Genomic DNA, 21,582 nt, shown 5'->3' with positions numbered 1-21,582 from the left:
CCACCCCGCGCCAACCGGCGCGGGGTGAGACCGTCGCCGGAGCCCGATTACCGATGTTCATCCTCAGCCGCCCTGACGGCGCGCTACCTGAATCCTTCCAGAACCAGATCCGCCAGTTGGTGATCGACCACGTGGGCGAGCTCAGCAGTGTCGCCATCACCCCGGGCAACCCGTTGTATCCGCTGTACCAATACGGTGTCGGCCTGGAAGTGCATCAGTACCTGCAAGCGCTGGACGGCACCCGTGGCCTTGCCGTGCAAGTGCTGCTGGCCCTGGACGGCGACGCCCCGGACCAACTCCTTGGCTTCGCCCTTGCCCTGCCCGCCCAGGACGACCCACAGGCCTGCGCCCTGGCGTTTCTGGCGGTGTCGGCAGCGCACCGCCGCCAAGGCATCGCCCGCGCCCTGATCAACGACCTGCGCGGGCGTTTCGCTTGCCTCGAACTGAGTACTTTCGCCAGTCAGGTGCCGTGGTTCGAGGCCATGGGCCTGCAAGCGGTGTCGGCCAATGGGCCGCAGGTGCTGATGAGCAGTACAGGCCAGGCCAGCGGCGCGTTGATCGGCCGTCTGGACATCACACCGATCTACCAGACCGTGGAAGTACGGCAGATTCATGCCTACCTGCTCAAGCAGCATGGCGAGGACGCGATGATCGAGGCCGAGCGCCAGCGTGATGAGCGCCTGGATGAGTTGGCGCTGGCGGCGCGGGCCTGTGTGAAGACACGCAAGACCGTGCACTGACCTGTGACCGCTGAAGATGGCACCGGCGGTGCCGGTGTTCGCGGGCAAGCCCGCTCCTGCAGGTTAGGTGTCGCCTGCTGGAACGGGCTTAGCGGTGCCATTCAGGCATGCACCCACCGCCGGTGCAAACCACGCGCCATGGCATCGAGCATGAACCCCAGCACGCCGATCAGCAGTACCATGGCCATCAGCTCCGAATAGGCCAGCCGGTCGCGCGTATCGAGGATGAAGTAACCCAGCCCCGCGCTGACCCCGAGCATTTCGCACGGCACCAGCACGATCCACAGGATACCGATGGCCAGGCGCACACCGGTCAGCACATGGCCGATCACCCCGGGGAGGATCACCTTGCACAGCGTCTCCCAACGAGTGGCGCTGAGGCTGCGCGACAGCTGCAACCAGCGCGGGTCGAGCTGGCGCACACCGGCAGCGGTATTCAGCAGGATCGGCCACAGCGCAGCGAAGGCCAGCAGAAAATAGATCGGCTGGTCGCCCACCCCCATCAGCATCACCACCACTGGCATCCACGACAGCGGCGAAATCATCCGCAGGAACTGGAATGCCGGCGTGGTCGCCGCCTCCAGGTGCCGGTAGCTGCCCACCAGCAAGCCCAGTGGCACACCGATCAGCAGCGCCAGCAACAAGCCCACCAGGATGCGCTTCAGGCTCACCCAGACATGCCCGTAGACCTCGCCATGGCCCAGCAACTCGATCAGGCTGGCCAGGGTCGCCTGGGGCGAGAAACGCGCCGACAAGCCATCGGCCTCGCCGAACAGCTGCACCCCGGCCCACCAGGACAGCACCAGCGCCGCCAGCCCGGCCAAGCCCAGGGCACTGTGTACGACATGCTTGCGCATCAGCCTGTGAACTCCTCGCTGCGCTCGAAGCTGTCGGCGATGCCGAACACCGAGGGGCCGCCGACTGCGGCGATTGCGTTACGCACGAAGCGGTCGTCCACCAGATCGCGGGCGGTCTGCGCAGGATCGAGCGCCGCCAGGAAGGCGTTGTCGCCTTCGATCAGGGTGTTCTTCAGACGCCTGACCAGTTCCTCGGTGTAGCTGGGGAACGGGTAAGGTTGGAAGTCGATACGCTTTTCATCCCACTGCAAGTGCTGGATCGCACCGCTGGCCAGGTAGCCTGCACGGTCCTCGGCAGCAGGCGCCAGTACCTTGGTCAGCACCGCGGGCTCGTGCGGGGTGTACTTGTTCGGACCGGCCTTGGAGAGCAATGCAGCGGCCTCGGCGCGGTGCTCACGGGTCCATTGCTGGGCCTTGACGATGGCGTTCACCACCTTCTGCGACCACTCGGGGCGGTTGTTCAGGTCATGCTCGTGCATGAACACCACGCAGCACGCGTGGTTGCGCCATACGTCCCCGGTGAAACGCTGCACCCGGCCCACCTTGAGGTTCTCGGCCAACGCGTTGAACGGCTCGGCGACGATGTAGCCTGCGATACGCTTGCTGGCCAGGGCCGGCGGCATGTCCGAGGGCGGCAGCACCAGCAGGTTCACCTGGTTGGCGGCAAGCGCCGAACCGGCCGGTTTGGACACGGGCTCCAGGCCCGCGTCGCGGAACAGCTGCTGCACCACTACGTTGTGGATCGAATACCAGAACGGAATGGCCACGGTCTTGCCGGCCAGTTGCTTGATATCGGTGATCTCCGGGGCGACGGTCAAACCCGATCCGCCGACATGGTTCCAGGCCACGACCTTGGCAGGTACCTTGCTGGCGTAGCGCGCCCAGATGGTCATCGGCGAGAGCAGGTGGATGACGTTGACCTGGCCTGAAATGAACGCCTCGATCACCTGCGCCCAGCTGCGCAGCAGTACCGGACGCTCGGCCTTGATGCCCTCGGCCTCGAACAGACCGTTGTTGTGCGCCACCAGCAATGGCGTGGCGTCGGTGATCGGCAGGTAGCCGATGCGTACCGGCGCGTCCGGCTCGGCGGCGGCACGCGCTTGCAGACTGGCCAGCATGGGCATGGCGCCTGCCGCGGTGAGCATGGCGCTGAGCTTGAGGAAGTCACGACGGGAAGTGGAGGAGCAGCAATCATCCATGCACATGGGCAGTCTCCGGCGGCAAGGGTGTGGAAGTGGGTTCGGGGGTGCGGCTCGCCCGCCGTAGGGTTTTCAGAATATCGATGCGCAGCGCGCCCAGTTCCTCGACCCGCTGCGTCCGCGGTTGCGGCAGATCGATATGCCATTGGCCGAGGACCCGCGCCGGGTGGTTGCCCAGTAGCAGGACGCGATCGGACAGCAGCAAGGCTTCGTCGATATCGTGGGTGATCAACACCGCAGCGGTGTTGTGGGTGGCAATCAGTTGCAGCAGCAACTGCTGCATGTCGGCGCGGGTGACTTCATCCAGCGCACCGAAGGGTTCGTCCAGCAGCAGGACCTCGGGTTGCCGCGCCAGGCAGCGGGCCAGTGCAGTGCGCTGGGCCATGCCGCCGGACAACTGCGCAGGATACTGGCTGCGCGCATGGGCCAGGCCCACGGCCTCGATCGCGTGGTCGATGCGTGCCTTGCGCTCGCGAGCCTCGAGCTTGGGCTGGCGAGCGAAATCCAGGCCGAAGGCGACGTTCTTCTCAAGGCTCAGCCAGGGCAACAGGCTCGGGTCCTGAAAGGCCACGGCCAAGCGCGGGTGCGGGCCTTGCAGAGCTTCGCCATGCAGGGTCACCGCCCCGGCGCTGGGCTGCTGCAAGCCTGCCAGCACCCGCAGCAGGCTGGACTTGCCGACCCCGCTGGGGCCAAGGAGGGTCACTACCTCGCCAGGGGCCAGGTCCAGGTCGAACTGCGCCAGCACGGTTTGCCAACCACCGTCGCGGGGGTAACCCAGGGCGATGCCACGGGCCTGCAGCAATGCCTCGGTCATGCCCCGGCCGCCTGGCGTTGCAGCTCGGCGCGCAGTTGCACCAGGCTCGGGGTGACGATCGGCACGAACGCCGACTCGCGCCAGCGCCGGGCAAAGCCTTCTCCATAAGCGCTCAGATAGGCCTTGCCGCCGCTGGCCTGAAGCTCCATCTGCACGGCATCGGCCGCGCTTTCGGCCAGGGTGATGCGCAATTTGAACAAGGCAGCCGGCTGCTTGAGGAAGCGACCGTCGAGCAGCCCCTGCTTGAGCTCGCCCACGGTGTTTTCCAGGCGTTCGCGCAGTACCTGCTCGGCTTCGGCGAGGAACGAACCACGGCCCTGCAAATGCTCGCGCACTTCATCCAGCGCACGCCGGGTCAGGCCGATGGACATGCCGCATTGCAGCGCCAGGAAAGCCGGCCGCACCCGGGGCAGGAACTCACGGGCGTTCTCATGCAGAAGCCATTCACGGCCCAGCGCTACCTGGTGGAAGGCAAGTGCGGCGGTACTGCTCGATTGCAGGCCCATCAGTTGCAGGTCCTGCGAACGCTCGAGGCCCGCAGCGCCGGACGGTATCGCCACGACGAAAGGCGCCTGGCCCTCCTCGCCCTGGATCGCTGCCGCCACCACGAAGCCGCTCTTGCGCAGGTTGGTCACCCAATGCAGACGCCCTTCCAGGGCCCAACCCTCGCCCTGCGCTGTGGCCTGCACCTGCAACGACTCGATGCCGGAGAGGAACTTCATGGCGTTGGACAGCCCGGTGGCGCCTGCCAGCTCGCCCTTCAGCAGGTCGGGCAGCAGGCGCTCGCGCAGGGCCTGGTTGGGGCTTTGCAGCAGGTATTCGATAAAGGCGCGCTGGCCCCAGCAGACAAAGGCCGAGGCCAGGGAACGGCTGGCGATGGCAGCGATGGCCTCGACCGCATCGGTTACATCGCCTCCCGAGCCGCCCAGGGCCGAGTCCACGCCAACACGCAGCACCTGCGCTTCGGCAAGGTATGCCAGCACCAGGTGTGGGTCGCACTGGCCTTGGTCGATGGCCTCGGCGTTGGCATCCAGCCATTGTCGAAGTGTGGAATCAAGCATGTCCCTTCTCCTTTTCAAAACGCCGGCACGACCGGCACCACGTGCGGCTTAGGCCGAGGGCTGCCAGCGGTACTTGGCCAGTTCGTCGTTGAGCGGCGTCCGGGCGAACACATTAGCAAAGTTGCACAGTGTTGCGAGGCTCACCCCGAGGATCACTTCCAGGGCGTTGCCTTCGCTGAAGCCGGCGGTGCGGAAAGCCTGGTAGGTGGCGTCGCTGACGTTGCCACGGGTGGCGATCACTTCGCGGGCGAACTCGGCAAGGGTCTCGTAGCGGGCATCGGGCAATTCGCCGTGGGCACGCAGGGCATCGACCACTTCCTGGGGCAGCTTGGCCTTGTTCAGCGCCACGGCGGTGTGGCCGGCCACGCAGAAGTCGCAACCGTGCCGGGTGGCGGCGATCAACTGCACCACTTCGCGCTCGGCCAAGGTCAGCTCGGACTTGCCGTTGAGCGCCGAGACCGTGACATAGGTTTCCAGCGCTGCCGGGGCGTTGGCCAGGATGCCCAGCAGGTTGGGAATGAAGCCGGAGGCTTTCTGGGCATTCTCGAGGAACGGACGTGCAGCTTCCGGGGCGCTCTGCAGAGTGTGTAGAGTAATGCGCGAGGACATGGAGTGGTCTCCTTGGGGGTGTCGCTACAGTCTGTTGGTTATAAGAACTAGCATCCATATTCATCAGTCGCCTTTCCTTGCTCCTGAGTCTTTGCATTAGATGATTTCGTCCAGCCATCTTGTCGATTGGTTATTAGAGAGCCTGGAGCTCGATGCCAGTCTGTTTCACGTCGGGCGCTACTGCGGTGGCTGGCACGCCAGCACCCAGGGCATGGGCCGGGCCAGCTTCCATCTGGTAGTGCAAGGCCATTGCTGGCTGCATATCGATGGCCACCCCGAGGCGCTGCGTCTGGAAAGCGGCGATGCAGTGTTCTTGCTGCGCGACCTGGCGTATCGCCTGTCCAGTGATGCCGACCCGCTCGAAGCCTGTATCCAGCCGCGCAAGGACATGCAATCGCTGGATCTGGACGCGGGCGATGGAGTGGGCCTGGTGTGCGGGTTCTTTCACTTCCAGTCGGGCTTGTCGTCGCTGATCGTCGAAGGCCTGGCGGACTGGGTCCTGCTGCGCGCCAGCGACCCCGCGGGCAGCGCGGCGCGGGCCTTGTTCGAGCTGATCCTGGCCGAATGTCGACGGGATCCGGCGCCCTCGCAGACCCTGCTGGAGCGCCTGACGCACCTGTTGTTCCTCTACGTGCTGCGCCAGCAAGTGCACGAGAACGCGACCCTGGGCGGCTTGATCGCCCTCGCCCGCCAGCCGTCATTCGCCGTGCTGCTGGAACGCTTGATCGAAAACCCTGGCCAACCGTGGCCGCTGGAAACCATGGCGGCCTGCACCGGGTTTTCGCGCTCGGCGTTCTTCAAGCGCTTCAATGAATTGGCCGGGCAATCGCCTGGGCAACTGCTGCTGGCGCTGCGCATGCGCCATGCCAGCCAGTTGCTGCGCGCAGGCAATACCGTGGAGCAGGTGGGTGCACAGGTGGGCTACCAGTCGGTGGCGGCCTTCACCCGGGCGTTCGCCAAGGCCATGGGGGTGCAGCCGGGGGCGTATCGCAAGCAGCATGAGGGGCGTAGCGGATAGATGCCTCACCGTCGCGGCAAAGAACGGCGTGCTACCGGTAGGCGTGGGCTGGCCCGCGGACACCGGCGGAGCGGGTGCCATTCACCGCGGTGCCTGCTTCGCGGGCAAGCCCACTCCTACAGGTAATGCGCCACCCGCTTGGCTGGAAAGCTAGAGCTGAGTGACCGCGATATCGCCGGCGCTACCCTTGCCCTCGCGCCGCCCGTTGATCCAGTCGTTGACCTTCTGCCCGTACTCGGCCGGTGCCTTGCGCGCCAGGCGGCGACTGAGGTCGAGGATGGTCTGCTGGGCCAGGGCTTCCTCCATACGCTTCTGCGCCCCCAGCATCACCGCGTGTATCGCGCAGGTGCCCTCGGTCGCCCAGCTCGGTGCATTGCCTTCGAACAACGAGCAACGCTCACGGATCTCGCGGCAGTCGAAGATCTTCTTCGGCCCGTCGATGGCGTTGACGATATCCAGCACGGTGATCTCGTCGGAGGGCCGGGCCAGGCGAAAGCCGCCACGCACGCCTTCGGTGGCCGTCACCAGACCGCCGCGTGCCAGCTTGGTGAAGACCTTGGCCAGGTACTCCTGGGGCACACCCTGCAACTCGGCCAGGTCGCGCACGCTGGAGTCACGGTTGTCACCGCGCTCGTCGACCAGGTACAGCAGGCAGTGAATGCCGTATTCGACGCCAGCGCTATATAACGACATCTCAATCTCCGACTTCATTTGTCGCAAATACTACGCCTCTCTCTCATGCCTGGCAAAGCCAAAGGTGACATTCCCAGTTCGCCTGAATTTCCTGAAAGCTCCGTAAATCAATATTCGCGGGCAATCCAAGCGGTTTCGCAAGGGCACGCATGCAGCGCGCATGAAAAAAAAGCTTGCGGGCTTTAACTACGACCAATAGAGTCGTAGTTATTCGACAGGCATACAGCGCCTGCCCGAAACCTTGCACCACCTTCAAGAATCAACCCAGCGGAGCACCTTCATGACCCCACATATCCTGATCATCGGTGCCGGCTTTGCCGGTGTCTGGAGCGCCTTGAGCGCCGCCCGCCTGCTCGACCTCGCCCAGCGTGGCGACATCGGCATCAGCGTGCTCGCCCCCCAGCCCGAGCTGCGCATTCGCCCGCGCTTCTACGAGCCGGAAGTACATGCCATGAAAGCGCCGCTGAGCGAACTGTTCGACGCGGTCGGCGTGAACTTCATCGAAGGTCACGCCCAGGCCATCGATGCCCAAGCCAATACCGTCACCTACACCGATGCCCAGGGCGATGTCCGCGTGCTGGGCTACGATCGCCTGATTCTTGCAGCCGGCAGCGAAGTGGTGCGCCCTCCTGTGCCAGGCCTGGCCGAGCACAGCTTCGACATCGACCAGATGGAGTCGGCCGTTCGACTCGAACGCCACCTCACCGCCCTGGCCAGCCAGCCCAACACCCCGGCACGCAACACCGTGGTGATAGGCGGCGGCGGCTTCACCGGGATTGAAATCGCAACGCAAATGCCGCCACGCCTGCGCGCTGCATGGGGTAAAGATGCAGCCGTGCGGGTGCTGATCGTCGACCGTGGCCAGTCCGTCGGCCAGGCACTGGGCGCCGGTATTACCCCGGCGATCGAGGCGGCGTCCAAGCATGCGGGCGTGGAATGGGTGACCGGCGTATCGGTGGTGTCGATGGATGCCGGCGGCGTGACCCTGGACAACGGCGAATACATTGCCAGCAAGACCGTGATCTGGACCGCGGGCGTGAAAGCCAGCCCGCTGACCGCGCAGGTGGTTGGCGAGCGTGACGCCCAAGGCCGCCTGAAGGTCGACGGCCACCTCAAGGTGATCGGCCAGGAGCGCATCTATGCCACGGGCGACGTGGCCTGGGCGGCGGTCGACGACCTCGGCAACCACGCCCTGATGACCTGCCAGCACGCCATCCCCATGGGCCGCCACTCGGGCAACAATGCCATGGCCGACCTGCTGGGTTTCGAACCTGTGGTCTATCGCCAGCCCAAGTACGTCACCTGCCTGGACCTGGGCGACTGGGGCGCGGCGTACAGCGAAGGCTGGGAACGCACGCTGCACCTGCAAGGGCAGGAAGGCAAGAACCTCAAGCGCCAGATCAACTCGGTATGGATCTACCCGCCGGCAGCGGATCGCAAGGCGGCCCTGGCGGCTGCCGACCCGCTGATTCCAATCGTTGCGTAACACACACCGAGGGCCGCTGACGCGGCCCTTTTCATCTTTGCTCCGCCAACAAATCCGACCAAATGGTCAAAAAATAGCCTGGATGTATAAACCTGTAGTTACATTGAACAACTGGTCAATAGTAGTGGCTATATGACATTATTTGCAGACAACAACAGGACCGGTGAGGCCATCCCAACCCCTTTGCAGCGCCGTCTCGGAGCTTGACCCGACCTCCTGCCCCTGACGCCTGCCAGCCAAACGTCAAGGAGCAGTGCCATGCATTTAAGGAATATGAAGATCGGTCGACGCGCAGCCAGTCTGTTCACGTTGCTGGGCGTGCTGACCCTAGCCATGGGCCTGGTTTCCCTCTACGAAACCCATCGGATGGACCAGGCCACCGACGAAATCCGCGTGACCTGGGTGCCAGCAATCAGTGCACTGGGCGAGGTCAGCACCAACCTCGGCCGGGTCCGCGCCCTGACTCTGCGCAGCATCCTCGAGGACCAGCCCGCCGTGCGCCAGGCCAGCCTTGCCAAGGTGGTCGAGATCAACCAAGCCCTGGACAGGTCCATCAAGGAATACGAAAGCACCATCATCACGGCGGATGACCGCACGCTGTTCGACACCTTCGTCGGCCACGCCAAGCGCTACCAGGACCTGCAGAAAACCGTGCGCGAAGCGATCGCCGCCGGGCGTATCGACGAGGCCAAGGTCCAGGTAAACGGCGCGCTGGCCGACTACGCCGACAACATGATGAAAGCGCTGGCCGCGCTGACCCAGTACAACACCGCCGGCGCCGACGCAGCCTCCGCGCGCAGCAGCGATGCCTCCGATGAAGCCTTTACCCTGATCATCGGCGCGTTGGTGGTCATCATGCTGGCGCTGGTCGCCATCGCCACCCTGCTTACCCGCAGCATCATCGTGCCGCTGGCCGATGCCGTGGTGGTGGCCGAGCGTGTGGCTACCGGCGACCTGACCCGCGACATCCAGGTGGTGGGCCGCGACGAGCCGGCCCAGCTGCTGCGCGCCCTGGCGGCCATGCAAGACAACCTGCGCCAGACCATCCGCAAGATCGCGGCCTCCTCCGACCAGCTGGCCTCGGCCTCCGAAGAACTGCACACGGTCACCGAGGACACCAGCCGCGGCCTGCACCAGCAAAGCGCCGAGATCGACCAAGCCGCCACGGCGGTCAACCAGATGACCGCTGCGGTGGAGGAAGTGGCCAACAACGCAGTCAGCACCGCCGACGCCTCCAACGGAGCCGACCGCACCACCCGCGATGGCCGCGACCAGGTCAACCAGGCGCTGAGCTCCATCCAGCAGTTGGTCGCGGATGTGACCGGCACGTCCACGCAGATCCAGGAACTGGCGGACAATGCCAACGAAATCAGCCGGGTGCTCGATGTGATCGGCGCGATCGCCGGGCAGACCAACCTGCTGGCGCTCAACGCCGCGATCGAGGCGGCACGCGCAGGTGAGGCCGGGCGTGGTTTCGCCGTTGTGGCTGATGAAGTACGCGCCCTGGCGCACCGCACCCAGCAGTCCACGGCGGAAATCGAGCAGATGATTGGCGGCATCCAGACCGGCACCGAACGCGCGGTGAGCGCGATGCACGGCAGCCAGGCCCGCGCCAGCGGCACCCTGGAAGTCGCCCAGGCCGCCGGGCAAGCGCTGGAAGTGATCGCCGAAGCCATCACCTCGATCAACCAGCGCAACCTGGTGATCGCCAGCGCGTCGGAAGAACAGGCTCAAGTGGCCCGGGAGGTGGATCGCAACCTGGTGAATATCCGCGACCTGGCCATGCAAACCTCGGCGGGGGCCAACCAGACCAGCGCGGCGGCGCAGGAGCTGTCGCGCCTGGCGGTGGAGTTGAACGGGATGGTGGCGCAGTTCAAGGTGTAGACCGCTCAAACGCAGCGCCCCCCTCGCGGGCAAGCCAGCTTCTACCGTCGTCGCGCAGACCTGTAGGAGCGGGCTTGTCCGCGAAGCATTCAGCGCGCAACAGCGACGTCAGTCATTCACCCCAACCGCCCGCCCCGCCTTCTCGGTTTTACCGCGGGTCGCCAGGCAGTAATACAGCGGCACCGTCACCAGCAAGCCGAACACCCATGACAAGTCCGCCCCTTCCACCAGGTTCGAATACGGCCCGACATACAGCGACGTATTGGCGAACGGCAACTGCACCAGGATCCCGCAGGCATAAGCGACGATCGCATGGTGGTTGAAGCGCCCGTAGATACCGCCGTCGGCACGGAAGAACGAGGCGATGTCGTACTGCCCCTTCTTGATCAGGTAGAAATCCACCAGGTTGATCGACGCCCACGGTACCAGCACCAACAGCAGCGCCAGGATCAAGCCGATGAACTGACCGATGAAGCCCGCCGAAGCGTTCAGCGCCACCAGCGCGCAGGCCAGCAGGATCACCGAGGCCAGTACCACTCGCACCCGCACGCTGGGCGTCCAGTGAGCGATGAAGGTCTGTATCGCGGTAACGATCGACAGCACCGCGCCATACAGGTTGAGGGCGTTATGGCTGATGATGTTGAGCAGGAACAGCAGCATCAGGATCGGCCCCAGCCAGCCCGTGGCCTGCTTCACCGCATCCATCGCATCCACGCCCTCAGGCACGCACAGCACCGCCACCGCGCCGAAGGCAAAGCACAGGATGGTGCCCAAAGTAGCGCCGAAGTAGGTAGCCCAGAACGGCTTGGCGATGCCCACCTCGCGTGGCAGGTAGCGCGAGTAATCAGACGTGTACGGCGAGAAGCTGATCTGCCAGATGGTGCCCAGCGACACCGTGGCGACGAAGCCCGACAGGTTGAACGCGCCGCGGCTGAAGAAGTCGGCCGGCAGCTCCTGGGCGAACATCATGATGAAGCCGGCCAGCAGCGCCGAACCCATCACCCAGGTGCCGACACGGTTGAGGATATGAATGAAGCGATAACCGATAACGCCAATCGCCGTGGCGCTCAGCGCGCCGACAATGATCGCCGCCGGCATCGGCACGCTGGGGGCGATACCGTGGATCGACTTGCCGGCCAGGACGATGTTGGAAATGAAGAAGCCGACGTAGATCAGTGCCGTGAAGAACACGATCAGCAAGGCGCCGTAGCGGCCAAATTGCCCGCGGCTCTGCACCATCTGCGGAATGCCCAACTGCGGCCCCTGGGCCGAGGCCAAGGCAAGCACCACGCCACCCAGCAGGTGGCCCAGCACGATGGCCAGCAACCCCCAGACAAAGTTCAGGTGGAATACCTGTATCACCATGGCGCCGGTAACGATGGGCAGTGGCGCGATATTGGTACTGAACCACAGGGTGAACAGGTCGCGTGATTTCCCATGACGCTCGGAGGGCGGCACATGATCGACCGTATGGTTCTCGACAAACTGGTGTTGCGACGACGGTTGGGACATAGGTTTTCAGCTCGAAAGGATCGTTTTTTTATCGTTGTAGGAAACCGCTCTGGGCGGCCTCTCAGCTGCGGACCATATTATGGTATTCCAAACTTTTGACAACACTGCTCCGCGCTTTTTCAGCGCCTCTGATCCGCTACGGGCCCGCTCCTGAAGCCCTCTTCTCTCAGTCAAACCCAGTATTCATGGGCTTTGTACCGTTCATCGCAGGTACGCCAGCGCTGAAAATTCTGCTTGCAATATAGGTATTACGGTATACCATCAGACACATCAACGATAAAAACCGCGGACCACCGCAGCCTTTCCGAGGTACTCGCCATGATCGACGCAACCGTCTACAAGAACGTCCTGGGCTCCTTCCCCTCCGGCGTCACGGTCATCACCACCCTGGACGACGACGGCCAGATCGTTGGCCTAACTGCCAGCGCCTTTTCCTCCCTGTCGATGGACCCACCGCTGGTGCTGTTCTGCCCCAACTACAGTTCCGACTCCTACCCTGTGCTGATGCGCAACAAGCGCTTCGCCATCCACCTACTCTCCGGCGAGCAACAAACCGAGGCCTACGCCTTCGCGAAAAAAGGCAAGGACAAGGCCGTGGGCATCGAGTGGACCCTGAGCGCGCTGGGCAACCCGCTGCTGGCCGGCGCCACGGCGGTGATCGAGTGCGAACTGTGGCGCGAATACGAAGGCGGCGATCACGCGATCATGGTCGGCAAGGTACAGAACCTGATCGTGCCCGAGGAAGCGCCGCGACCGATGGTGTACTGCCGCGGCAAGATGGCCAGCCTGCCCGCCTTCGCCTGACACCTATCCTTATATGAACCCGCGGGCGCCAGGCGCCCCCGTCGAGACCTTCACGCTTCGAGGAAAGCCCCATGAAATTTTCGTTGTTCGTGCACATGGAACGTTGGGATGACCAGGTCAGCCACCGCCAGTTGTTCGAAGACCTGACCGAACTGACCCTGATGGCCGAGCGCGGCGGTTTCAGCACCGTATGGATCGGCGAACACCACGCCATGGAATACACCATCTCGCCCAGCCCCATGCCACTGCTGGCGTACCTGGCCGCACGCACCGAAACCATTCGCCTGGGCGCCGGCACCATCATCGCGCCGTTCTGGAACCCGATCCGCGTGGCCGGTGAGTGCGCCCTGCTCGATGTGATCAGCAACGGCCGCATGGAAGTGGGCCTGGCCCGTGGTGCCTACCAGTTCGAGTTCGACCGCATGGCCGGCGGCATGCCGGCCACCGACGGCGGCAAGGCGCTGCGCGAAATGGTCCCGGTGGTGCGCAAGCTGTGGCAAGGCGACTACGCCTTCGAAGGCGAGGTGTACACGTTCCCTACCTCCACCAGCGTGCCCAAACCCGTGCAAAAAGAGCTGCCGCCGATGTGGATCGCCGCCCGCGACCCGGACTCGCACAACTTCGCGGTAAAAAACGGCTGCAACGTGATGGTCACCCCCTTGATGAAGGGCGACGAAGAGGTACTGGATTTGAAGAACAAGTTCCAGGCCGCCCTCGACGCCAACCCCGAGGTACCGCGCCCACAACTGATGGTACTGCGCCATACCCATGTGCACAGCCCGGCCGAACCCGAAGGCTGGAGGGTCGGCGCCGAGGCGATCTCGCGCTTCTACCGCACCTTCGATGCCTGGTTCGGCAACAAGACCACGCCGGTGAATGGTTTCCTGGCACCCAGCCCCGAGGAGAAGTTCGCCGAAGTGCCGGCGTTCCAGCTGCAGAACATCCGCAAGAACACCATGATCGGTACCCCCGAGGAAATCATCGCGCGCATCAAGTACTACCAGGAGCTGGGCGTGGATGAGTTCAGTTTCTGGTGCGACAACAGCCTGCCCCACAGCGAGAAGAAGAAGTCGCTGGCGTTGTTCATCAAGGAAGTCGTGCCGGCGTTCGCCTGAATTCCCTTTGCCTGAGTGATTGCGGGAACGGCCCGCCCCTGTGTGCGGGGCGGGCATTTTTTTGCCTGCACATACCCTGTGGGAGCGGGTTTACCCGCGAACACGGGCGCAGCCCGTGCCATACACCGCGGTGTGTTCTTCGCGGGTGAACCCGCTCCCACAAGGGCCAATAAAGAGAAATTCTATCTCGGCTATTGCACAACCAGTATTATGGTATACCATCAGACAACATAGCCTGATAACCCTAGAATCCAGGAGCCCCCATGAGTTTCGAAATTCGCAAGATCGTCACCTACTCCGAAGAGACCCGCATCGAAGGCGGCAAGGCCACCGACAAGCCGGTGACCATGGTCGGCCTGGCCGTAGTCATCAAGAACCCCTGGGCCGGTCGCGGTTTCGTCGAAGACCTCAAGCCGGAAATTCGTGCCAACTGCTCCGAGCTCGGCGCACTGATGGTCGAGCGCCTGACCGCCGCCATCGGCGGTGCCGACAAGATCGAAGCCTACGGCAAGGCCGCCGTGGTTGGCGCAGAGGGCGAGATCGAGCACGCTTCGGCGGTCATCCACACCCTGCGCTTCGGCAACCACTACCGTGAAGCCGTGCAGGCCAAGAGCTACCTGAGCTTCACCAACAAGCGCGGCGGCCCAGGCACCTCGATCCAGATCCCGATGATGCAGAAGGACGACGAAGGCCTGCGCTCGCACTACATCACCCTGGAAATGCAGATCGAAGACGCCCCCCGCGCCGACGAGATCGTGGTGGTGCTGGGCGCCTCCGACGGCGGCCGCCTGCACCCGCGCATCGGCAACCGCTACATCGACCTGGAAGAACTGGCGGCCGAGAAAGCCAACGCTCAATAACGATAACCAGACGGGCCGGGGCGTTGCCTGAATGCCCTGCCCCTCAAGGAGCGCGCTCCATGATTCAGCCTGTCGCTGAACGTACACCGGCCGGGACCAGCTACCTGAGCCTCGGCCAGGGCCAACCCGTGGTGCTGATCCACGGGGTGGGCCTGAACAAGGAAATGTGGGGCGGGCAGTTCGTTGGCCTTGCCGCAGACTACCGCGTCATCGCCTACGATATGCTCGGCCACGGCCAGAGCCACCTGCCCAGCGCCGACACCGGGCTGGAAGGCTACGCCGAGCAACTGGTCGAGCTGCTCGACCACCTGCAACTGCCGCAAGCCACGGTCATCGGCTTCTCGATGGGCGGCCTGGTGGCTCGCGCCTTCGCCCTCAACCATCCGCAGCGCCTGGCCGGCCTGGTGGTGCTCAACAGCGTGTTCAACCGCACCCCCGAACAGAGCGCCGGGGTCATCGCCCGTGCCGCGCAGGCCGCCGAACTGGGCCCGGACGCCAATGTAGATGCCGCCCTTGACCGCTGGTTCAGCCGCGAATACAAGGCCGCCAACCCGGCCCAGGTCGCAGCGATCCGCCAGGTGCTGGCCGGCAATGACCCCCAGGGCTACCACACCACCTATGCTCTGTTTGCCACCCAGGACATGTACCGCGAGGCCGACCTTGGCAGCATCCAGGTGCCGACCCTGATCGCCACCGGCGAACTCGACCAGGGCTCGACCCCGGCCATGAGCCGCCAGCTCGCCGCACGCATTCCCGGGGCGCGTTGCGTGGTGCTGCCCGAGCAACGGCACATGATGCCGGTGGAAGCACCGCGCGAAGTCAACCGCATGCTGCTGGACTTCCTCAACGAAGCCCGCACCCTCACCGAATCCGCCAAGGGGATAGTTGCATGACCCTCGTTCGTTTCCAGATGTGCATCGATGGCCAGTGGCGCGATGCCCAGAGCGGCAACACCTTCGACAGCCTCGACCCGGCCACTGCCAAGGCCTGGGCGCAACTCCCCGATGCCGACGAAGCCGATGTGGAGCTGGCCGTGCAGGCCGCCCAGCGTGCCTTCGACAACCCGGCCTGGCGCGGCCTTACCGCCACGGCCCGAGGCAAGCTGCTGCGTCGTCTTGGCGACCTGATCGCCGAGAACAAGGAACATCTGGCCCAGTTGGAAAGCCGTGACAACGGCAAGCTGATCCGCGAGACCCGCGGCCAGGTGGGCTACCTGCCGGAGTTCTTCCACTACACCGCAGGCCTTGCCGACAAGCTCGAAGGCGGCACCCTGCCGCTGGATAAGCCCGACCTGTTCGCCTACACCGTGCACGAGCCGATCGGTGTGGTGGCCGGGATCATTCCGTGGAACAGCCCGCTGTACCTCACCGCAATCAAGCTCGCCCCGGCCCTGGCCGCGGGCAATACGATCGTGATCAAGCCTTCCGAGCATGCCTCGGCGACCATCCTGGAACTGGCCCGCCTGGCCCTTGAAGCTGGCTTCCCCGCTGGCGTGGTCAACGTGGTCACAGGATTCGGCCCCAGTACTGGCGCGGCGCTGACCCGTCACCCCCTGGTGCGCAAGATCGCCTTCACCGGCGGCGCCGCCACCGCGCGCCACGTGGTGCGCAGCAGCGCCGAGAACTTCGCCAAGCTGTCGTTGGAGCTGGGCGGCAAGTCGCCGAACATCATCTTCGCCGACGCCGACCTGGACAGCGCCATCAACGGCGCCGTGGCCGGCATCTATGCCGCCTCCGGGCAAAGCTGCGTGGCAGGTTCCCGCCTTTTGGTGCAGGACGAAATCTTCGATGAGTTCCTCGCCCGTCTGGTCGAGCGCGCCAAGCGCATCCGCATCGGCAACCCGCAGGACGACGCCAGCGAAATGGGCCCCATGGCCACCGCCCAGCAACTTGCCGTGGTCGAAGGGTTGGTAGCGGCGGCCAAGGCCGAGGGCGCCAAGCTGCACCTGGGCGGCAAGCGTGCCGAGGTCGAGGGCGATGGCTGGTTCTACGAGCCGACCCTGTTCGAGTGCGACAGCAACTCGATGACCATCATGCAAGAGGAAGTGTTCGGCCCGGTGGCAGCGGTCATTCGTTTCAAGACCGAGGAAGAGGCCCTGAACATCGCCAACGACTCGCAGTTCGGCCTGGCGGCCGGGATCTGGACCCGCGACCTGGCCCGCGCCCATCGCCTGGCCCGCGACGTGCGCTCGGGGATCATCTGGGTCAACACCTACCGCGCCGTGTCGGCCATGGCGCCGATCGGTGGCTTCAAGAACAGCGGCTACGGCCGCGAAAGCGGCATCGATTCGGTGCTGGCCTATACCGAGCTGAAGACCGTGTGGATCAACCTGTCCACCGCGCCCATGCCCGATCCGTTCGTGATGCGTTGAGAGGCAAGCCAAGATGATCGAACCAGGCATCTACAAAGACGTGATGGGCTCGTTTCCCTCCGGCGTCACGGTGGTCACCACCCTGGACGCCGACGGTGGCATCGTCGGCATTACCGCCAGCGCCTTCAGCGCGCTGTCGATCGAACCGGCGCTGGTGCTGTTCTGCCCCAACTACGCCTCCGACACCTACCCGGTGCTGCGTGACAGCAAGCAGTTCGCCATTCACCTGCTGGCCGCCGAGCAGACTGCCGAGGCCTACGCCTTTGCCGGCAAGGGCAAGGACAAGGCGCGTGACATCGACTGGCACCTCAGCGCGCTGGGCAACCCGCTGCTGGCCAAGGCCACGGCGATCATCGAATGCGAACTGTGGCGCGAGTACGACGGCGGCGACCACGCGATCATCGTCGGCCAGGTCAAGAACCTGATCCTGCCTGAGACGCCGGCGACACCGATGGTCTACCACAAGGGCAAGCTCGGCGCGCTGCCACCGCTGGGCTGAGTTCCATTGGGAGCGAAGGCATCAGCGCCGACCTACCGGTTTTCGGGGGCCGTCCCGTCACCCTCAGCTTCGGTCACGGCCCTCTTTTTTCTTCGCTGACACAGGAGACCCGCCCCATGAGCAACGAGAAATACCAACAAGGCCTTGCCATCCGCACCCAGGTGCTGGGCGAGGACTACGTCAACCGCTCGATCCAGAACGCCGACGACTTCAGCAAGCCGTTGCAGGAGTTGGTCACCGAATATTGCTGGGGCCACGTCTGGGGCCGCGAGGGCTTATCGCTCAAGGAGCGCAGCATGATAAACTTGGCGATGATTTCCGCGCTCAACCGGCCCCACGAGCTCAAGCTGCATATCCGCGGTGCCTTGCGCAATGGCCTGAGCCGAGAGCAGATTCGCGAGATCCTGCTTCAGGTCGGCATTTATTGCGGCGTGCCCGCGGCGGTGGACAGTTTCCGCCTGGCCCGCGAGGCCTTCGCCGAAGCCGATGCGGAACCTACCCGTTAACAACGGGCTGTTCGAACCACTGCAAGGAGCACCGCGGTTGCGGCTGTTCCGCGGTGTTGGCGCAACAGCCTCATACAGAGCGCACCTGATGAAACGCCAGCCCCTCGACGACAGCTTCAAGGTCAACCGCAACCCCGTAACCCTGCGCGAAATCGTGCTCGACAAGCTGCGCAGCGCAATCATGAACTTCCACCTGCTGCCGGGCGATCGCCTGGTCGAGCGCGACCTGTGCGACCGCCTTGGTGTCAGCCGTACCTCGGTACGCGAGGCGCTGCGCCACCTGGAATCCGAAGGCCTGGTGGAATTCGCCGACGCCAAGGGCCCCCGCGTGGCGATCATCACCCTGGAAGATGCCCGTGACATCTACGAGCTGCGTTGCGTGCTCGAGGGCCTGATCGTCCAGCTGTTCACCTTGAACGCCAAGGCCAAGGACATCCGCGCCTTGGAGCGCGCCCTGGAAGTCAACCGCCAGACCCTTGAGGAAGGCGAGTTGCAACAGGTGCTCGACTCGGTGCAGGGCTTCTACGACGTGCTGCTCGAAGGCTCCGGCAACCACGTCGCCGCAACCCAGCTGCGCCAGTTGCAGGCGCGCATCAGCTACCTGCGCGCCACCTCGGTGTCCCAGGCCAACCGCCGTGGCGCCAGCAACCAGGAAATGGAAAAGATCGTCGCGGCGATCAAGAGCGGCGACCCGCAAGTGGCCCACCAGGCTTCGGTCGACCACGTACGCGCCGCCGCCAAAGTCGCATTGGAGTACCTGCGCCAGAAGCAGGACGGCAACGCCCAGGTCCGCGACATCGTCGAGCCCCTGGCCCTGAAGGACCCTCGCATAGGCCGCTGACCATGCCCCACGCCCCACGCTACTGCCCGCACTGCACCGCCGAGCTTGGCCGGGGCGTTCCCACCGGCGATACCCACGAACGCTTGCATTGCCGCGCCTGCGGCTACGTGCACTACGTCAACCCGAAGATCATCGCCGGCTGCATCATCGAGCGCGACGGCAAATACCTGCTGTGCCAGCGCGCCATCCCCCCACGCCCCGGTACCTGGACCCTCCCCGCCGGGTTCATGGAAGCCGGCGAGACCACCGAGCAGGCGGCGCTGCGCGAGGTCTGGGAAGAAAGCGGCGTGCGTGGCGAAATCGTCTCGCCCTACTCGATTTTCAGCGTGCCGAAAATCAGCGAGGTGTACATCATCTTCCGCGCCATCGCCACCGAGGAAACCGGCCAGTTCGGGCCGGAAACCCTTGCCTACCGCTTCTTCGCCCCCGACGAGATCCCTTGGGACGAGATCTACTACCCGGCCATCCGGCAGATCCTCGAACGGTACATCCTTGAGCGCCAGGCCGGGGTGTACGGCATCTACATGGGCAACGACGACACCGGCAAGGTCCATTTCATCCGCTGACAGGCCTTAACATCCCCCTCGAGGAATGTATCGGCCGAGACGCGTTCGCCACACACTCAAGACCATGGGCTAGCCCGCTCCAACAGGGATCGCGCCGCATTCGATCAGCCCGCGAAACCATCGACGATGACGATCTCGGCCCGCGCCACACCCTGACGGTGCCGACATGCCTGCTGGTACGCCTCGGACCGATAGCACGCCACCGCCTGCTCATACGAATCGAACTCGATCACCACGCTGCGCTGCGGCGTCGCTCGCCCTTCCAGCGCCTCGCTGCGCCCGCCGCGAGCCAGGAAACGCCCACCATAAGCGGCAATTGCGGCAGGTGCGCGCTGGGTGTACTGCAGGTATTGCTCAGGGTCGGTGACATCCACATGGGCGATCCAGTAAGCCTTCATTCGTCGTGCTCCTGTACACGTTAATTTATGTATTATGGTATACCATAAAACTTACCTGACCACAGCGAGCATGCCACATGGCCTTCAACAGCATCGAAGAACTCCTCGAAGATTACCGCCAGGGCAAGATGGTGCTGCTGGTGGACGACGAGGATCGCGAGAACGAAGGTGACCTGCTGATCGCCGCCGAACGGTGCAACGCGCAGGTCATCAATTTCATGGCCCGCGAGGCGCGCGGCCTGATCTGCCTGACCCTGACCGACGAACATTGCCAGCGTCTAGGCCTCGAGCAGATGGTGCCGAGCAACGGCAGCGCGTTCAGCACCGCCTTTACCGTCTCCATCGAAGCCGCCACTGGCGTCACCACCGGTATCTCCGCCGCCGACCGTGCGCGCACCGTAGCTGCCGCCATGGCTTCCGATGCCCGCCCGGAGCACCTGGTACAGCCCGGCCATATCTTCCCCCTGCGCGCCCGCGAAGGCGGCGTGCTGACCCGCGCTGGCCACACCGAAGCTGGCTGCGACCTGGCGCGCCTGGCCGGCTTCGCCCCGGCCTCGGTGATCGTCGAGGTGCTCAACGATGACGGCAGCATGGCCCGCCGCCCCGACCTGGAGCAGTTCGCCGAACGCCACGGCATCAAGATCGGCACCATCGCCGACCTGATCCACTACCGCCTGAGCACCGAGCAGACGGTCAAACGCATCGGCGAACGCGAACTGCCCACCGTGCACGGCACCTTCCGCCTGGTGACCTACGAGGACCGTATCGAGGGTGGCGTGCACATGGCCATGGTGATGGGCGACATCCGCCGCGAACAGCCGACCCTGGTGCGGGTGCACGTGATCGACCCGCTGCGCGACCTGGTCGGCGCCGAGTATGCGGGGCCGGCGAACTGGACCCTGTGGGCGGCGCTGGAGAAGGTCGCGGCAGAAGGCACTGGCGTGGTGGTGGTGCTGGCCAACCATGAGTCGTCCCAGGCGCTGCTGGAGCGGGTGCCACAACTGACCCAGCCGGTGCGGCCGTACCAGCGTGGGCAGTCGAAGGTGTATTCGGAGGTGGGGACCGGCGCGCAGATCCTCCAGGACCTGGGCGTGGGCAAACTGCGGCATCTTGGGCCGCCGCTCAAGTATGCGGGGTTGGCGGGGTATGAGTTGGAGGTGGTGCAGAGTATTCCGTTCGCAGGCAACTGATCTGCATACCTCTGCGAAGCTGCGGCCACAGTGTCCTCTGTAGCCGCAGTTCTTCATGCAGGCAACGACTTGGCCTCTGTGCTTTTCGCTCCTGGGCTATGCCTTGAAGCGGAAAATAGGCAGCACCATCAACCAAAGCAGCCCGATAAAAATACACGTCATCGCAACCTGAATACGAAGTTTCAAGTAATACGGGAACTCCTCTACATCTCGCGGCAAGCATCAGCCACGAAAACCCAACAATGGAAAACCCTGCGGAAACCAGCATGAACCGGCGCAAACCTGCTGGAAACGAGTGCATTTCCGCTTCATCGAAAAAGCCTTTACGAATGACATAAGCTGGATAGATAAGCGCCCCACTTATAGTGTTTACCAGGTGCCATCTACACTTGAAACTTATCTCGCCAAAGGTACGCCGATATTGCGCTACCCAAGCGCTTTTGGGTAGCGCATTAACAATGCGACCGTAGTTAGCTTTGCGGGTAAGTAAAAGGCTAATCGTGAGCCCGACCTGACAGAGTAAAAACGGCGTTACCATAAAGACAAAGGCCCATCCTGT

The 21,582-nt window shown here is 64.2% G+C and carries 22 protein-coding genes and 1 pseudogene; 15 read left to right on the top strand and 8 right to left on the bottom strand.

Annotated elements, in window-relative coordinates; genetic code table 11:
• Positions 1 to 53: 53 nt before the first annotated feature.
• Positions 54 to 740, top strand: a complete 687-nt coding sequence (locus RAC97_RS15340; protein WP_375099328.1) for a GNAT family N-acetyltransferase — start codon at positions 54 to 56, stop codon at positions 738 to 740.
• Positions 741 to 841: 101 nt separating this feature from the next.
• Here the strand turns inward: RAC97_RS15340 and RAC97_RS15335 are convergent, their stop codons facing one another.
• From RAC97_RS15335 to RAC97_RS15315, 5 genes are read right to left on the bottom strand one after another with little or no spacing between them, the layout of a single operon-like run.
• Positions 842 to 1,597, bottom strand: a complete 756-nt coding sequence (locus tag RAC97_RS15335) for an ABC transporter permease (protein ID WP_375099327.1) — start codon at positions 1,595 to 1,597, stop codon at positions 842 to 844.
• Positions 1,597 to 2,802, bottom strand: coding sequence for an ABC transporter substrate-binding protein (locus tag RAC97_RS15330; RefSeq protein ID WP_375099326.1), 1,206 nt, complete (start codon positions 2,800 to 2,802; stop codon positions 1,597 to 1,599). Before RAC97_RS15330 ends, RAC97_RS15335 begins: the two co-directional genes overlap by 1 nt.
• Positions 2,789 to 3,610: an ABC transporter ATP-binding protein gene (locus tag RAC97_RS15325; RefSeq protein WP_375099325.1), complete on the bottom strand. Its 822-nt coding sequence runs from the start codon at positions 3,608 to 3,610 to the stop codon at positions 2,789 to 2,791. The genes RAC97_RS15330 and RAC97_RS15325 overlap by 14 nt, the downstream gene beginning before the upstream one ends.
• Complete coding sequence (locus RAC97_RS15320; protein WP_375099324.1) at positions 3,607 to 4,671, bottom strand: acyl-CoA dehydrogenase family protein; 1,065 nt, start codon at positions 4,669 to 4,671, stop codon at positions 3,607 to 3,609. The genes RAC97_RS15325 and RAC97_RS15320 overlap by 4 nt, the downstream gene beginning before the upstream one ends.
• A 48-nt stretch (positions 4,672 to 4,719) precedes the next feature.
• A complete protein-coding gene (locus tag RAC97_RS15315) occupies positions 4,720 to 5,280 on the bottom strand; it encodes a carboxymuconolactone decarboxylase family protein (protein WP_375099323.1) in 561 nt (186 codons plus the stop codon).
• A gap of 100 nt (positions 5,281 to 5,380) precedes the next feature.
• On the opposite strand from RAC97_RS15315, the gene RAC97_RS15310 reads away from it, so the two are divergent.
• Positions 5,381 to 6,298, top strand: a complete 918-nt coding sequence (locus RAC97_RS15310) for an AraC family transcriptional regulator (protein ID WP_375099322.1) — start codon at positions 5,381 to 5,383, stop codon at positions 6,296 to 6,298.
• Between the two features lie 150 nt (positions 6,299 to 6,448).
• Here RAC97_RS15310 and RAC97_RS15305 read toward each other — a convergent pair whose 3' ends face one another.
• The gene (locus RAC97_RS15305) at positions 6,449 to 6,991 is read right to left on the bottom strand and encodes an RrF2 family transcriptional regulator (protein WP_375099321.1); all 543 of its coding nucleotides are present in this window, start codon (positions 6,989 to 6,991) and stop codon (positions 6,449 to 6,451) included.
• A gap of 280 nt (positions 6,992 to 7,271) precedes the next feature.
• Between RAC97_RS15305 and RAC97_RS15300 the strand changes: the two genes are divergently transcribed.
• The 3 genes and pseudogenes from RAC97_RS15300 to RAC97_RS15290 all read left to right on the top strand — a co-directional run bounded on the left by RAC97_RS15300 (position 7,272) and on the right by RAC97_RS15290 (position 10,361).
• The gene (locus RAC97_RS15300; protein WP_375099320.1) at positions 7,272 to 8,477 is read left to right on the top strand and encodes an NAD(P)/FAD-dependent oxidoreductase; all 1,206 of its coding nucleotides are present in this window, start codon (positions 7,272 to 7,274) and stop codon (positions 8,475 to 8,477) included.
• A gap of 258 nt (positions 8,478 to 8,735) precedes the next feature.
• Positions 8,736 to 9,506, top strand: a pseudogene (locus RAC97_RS15295) (MCP four helix bundle domain-containing protein); the annotation flags it as partial.
• Complete coding sequence (locus RAC97_RS15290; RefSeq protein ID WP_375099397.1) at positions 9,498 to 10,361, top strand: methyl-accepting chemotaxis protein; 864 nt, start codon at positions 9,498 to 9,500, stop codon at positions 10,359 to 10,361. The pseudogene RAC97_RS15295 and the gene RAC97_RS15290, both read left to right, overlap by 9 nt.
• A 108-nt stretch (positions 10,362 to 10,469) precedes the next feature.
• Here RAC97_RS15290 and RAC97_RS15285 read toward each other — a convergent pair whose 3' ends face one another.
• Positions 10,470 to 11,873, bottom strand: a complete 1,404-nt coding sequence (locus RAC97_RS15285) for a purine-cytosine permease family protein (RefSeq protein ID WP_375099319.1) — start codon at positions 11,871 to 11,873, stop codon at positions 10,470 to 10,472.
• 318 nt (positions 11,874 to 12,191) lie between these two features.
• Here RAC97_RS15285 and RAC97_RS15280 point away from each other — a divergent pair, with 318 nt between their 5' ends.
• The 9 genes from RAC97_RS15280 (at position 12,192) to RAC97_RS15240 (ending at position 19,435) form a co-directional block, all read left to right on the top strand.
• The gene (locus tag RAC97_RS15280; RefSeq protein ID WP_375099318.1) at positions 12,192 to 12,677 is read left to right on the top strand and encodes a flavin reductase family protein; all 486 of its coding nucleotides are present in this window, start codon (positions 12,192 to 12,194) and stop codon (positions 12,675 to 12,677) included.
• Positions 12,678 to 12,748: 71 nt separating this feature from the next.
• On the top strand, positions 12,749 to 13,792 hold the full coding sequence (locus tag RAC97_RS15275; RefSeq protein ID WP_375099317.1) for an LLM class flavin-dependent oxidoreductase: 1,044 nt from the start codon (positions 12,749 to 12,751) through the stop codon (positions 13,790 to 13,792).
• A 263-nt stretch (positions 13,793 to 14,055) separates the two neighbouring features.
• On the top strand, positions 14,056 to 14,652 hold the full coding sequence (locus RAC97_RS15270; RefSeq protein ID WP_054892016.1) for an amino acid synthesis family protein: 597 nt from the start codon (positions 14,056 to 14,058) through the stop codon (positions 14,650 to 14,652).
• A gap of 59 nt (positions 14,653 to 14,711) precedes the next feature.
• Positions 14,712 to 15,545: an alpha/beta fold hydrolase gene (locus RAC97_RS15265; protein ID WP_375099316.1), complete on the top strand. Its 834-nt coding sequence runs from the start codon at positions 14,712 to 14,714 to the stop codon at positions 15,543 to 15,545.
• Positions 15,542 to 17,023, top strand: a complete 1,482-nt coding sequence (locus RAC97_RS15260) for an aldehyde dehydrogenase (protein ID WP_375099315.1) — start codon at positions 15,542 to 15,544, stop codon at positions 17,021 to 17,023. The genes RAC97_RS15265 and RAC97_RS15260 overlap by 4 nt, the downstream gene beginning before the upstream one ends.
• Before the next feature lie 13 nt (positions 17,024 to 17,036).
• Positions 17,037 to 17,522 carry a flavin reductase family protein gene (locus tag RAC97_RS15255; protein ID WP_375099314.1) on the top strand — a complete coding sequence of 162 codons (486 nt, stop codon included), beginning with the start codon at positions 17,037 to 17,039 and terminating at the stop codon, positions 17,520 to 17,522.
• Positions 17,523 to 17,638: 116 nt separating this feature from the next.
• A complete protein-coding gene (locus RAC97_RS15250) occupies positions 17,639 to 18,028 on the top strand; it encodes a carboxymuconolactone decarboxylase family protein (protein ID WP_375099313.1) in 390 nt (129 codons plus the stop codon).
• 88 nt (positions 18,029 to 18,116) lie between these two features.
• The gene (locus RAC97_RS15245) at positions 18,117 to 18,869 is read left to right on the top strand and encodes a GntR family transcriptional regulator (protein WP_375099312.1); all 753 of its coding nucleotides are present in this window, start codon (positions 18,117 to 18,119) and stop codon (positions 18,867 to 18,869) included.
• 2 nt (positions 18,870 to 18,871) lie between these two features.
• Positions 18,872 to 19,435 (top strand): NUDIX hydrolase, encoded by a 564-nt coding sequence (locus RAC97_RS15240; protein WP_375099311.1) that lies wholly within the window; start codon positions 18,872 to 18,874, stop codon positions 19,433 to 19,435.
• Between the two features lie 104 nt (positions 19,436 to 19,539).
• On the opposite strand, the gene RAC97_RS15235 is transcribed toward RAC97_RS15240, so the two are convergent.
• Complete coding sequence (locus RAC97_RS15235; RefSeq protein ID WP_375099310.1) at positions 19,540 to 19,833, bottom strand: DUF1330 domain-containing protein; 294 nt, start codon at positions 19,831 to 19,833, stop codon at positions 19,540 to 19,542.
• Positions 19,834 to 19,910: 77 nt separating this feature from the next.
• On the opposite strand from RAC97_RS15235, the gene ribBA reads away from it, so the two are divergent.
• A complete protein-coding gene (ribBA, locus tag RAC97_RS15230) occupies positions 19,911 to 21,023 on the top strand; it encodes a bifunctional 3,4-dihydroxy-2-butanone-4-phosphate synthase/GTP cyclohydrolase II (RefSeq protein ID WP_375099309.1) in 1,113 nt (370 codons plus the stop codon).
• Positions 21,024 to 21,582: the final 559 nt, after the last annotated feature.

The organism is Pseudomonas sp. LS_2, from assembly GCF_042709235.1.
In the GTDB taxonomy this organism is placed as follows: domain Bacteria; phylum Pseudomonadota; class Gammaproteobacteria; order Pseudomonadales; family Pseudomonadaceae; genus Aquipseudomonas.
Note: the sequence above shows the minus strand (reverse complement) of the source record. Positions and strands in the feature narration are given on the sequence as shown.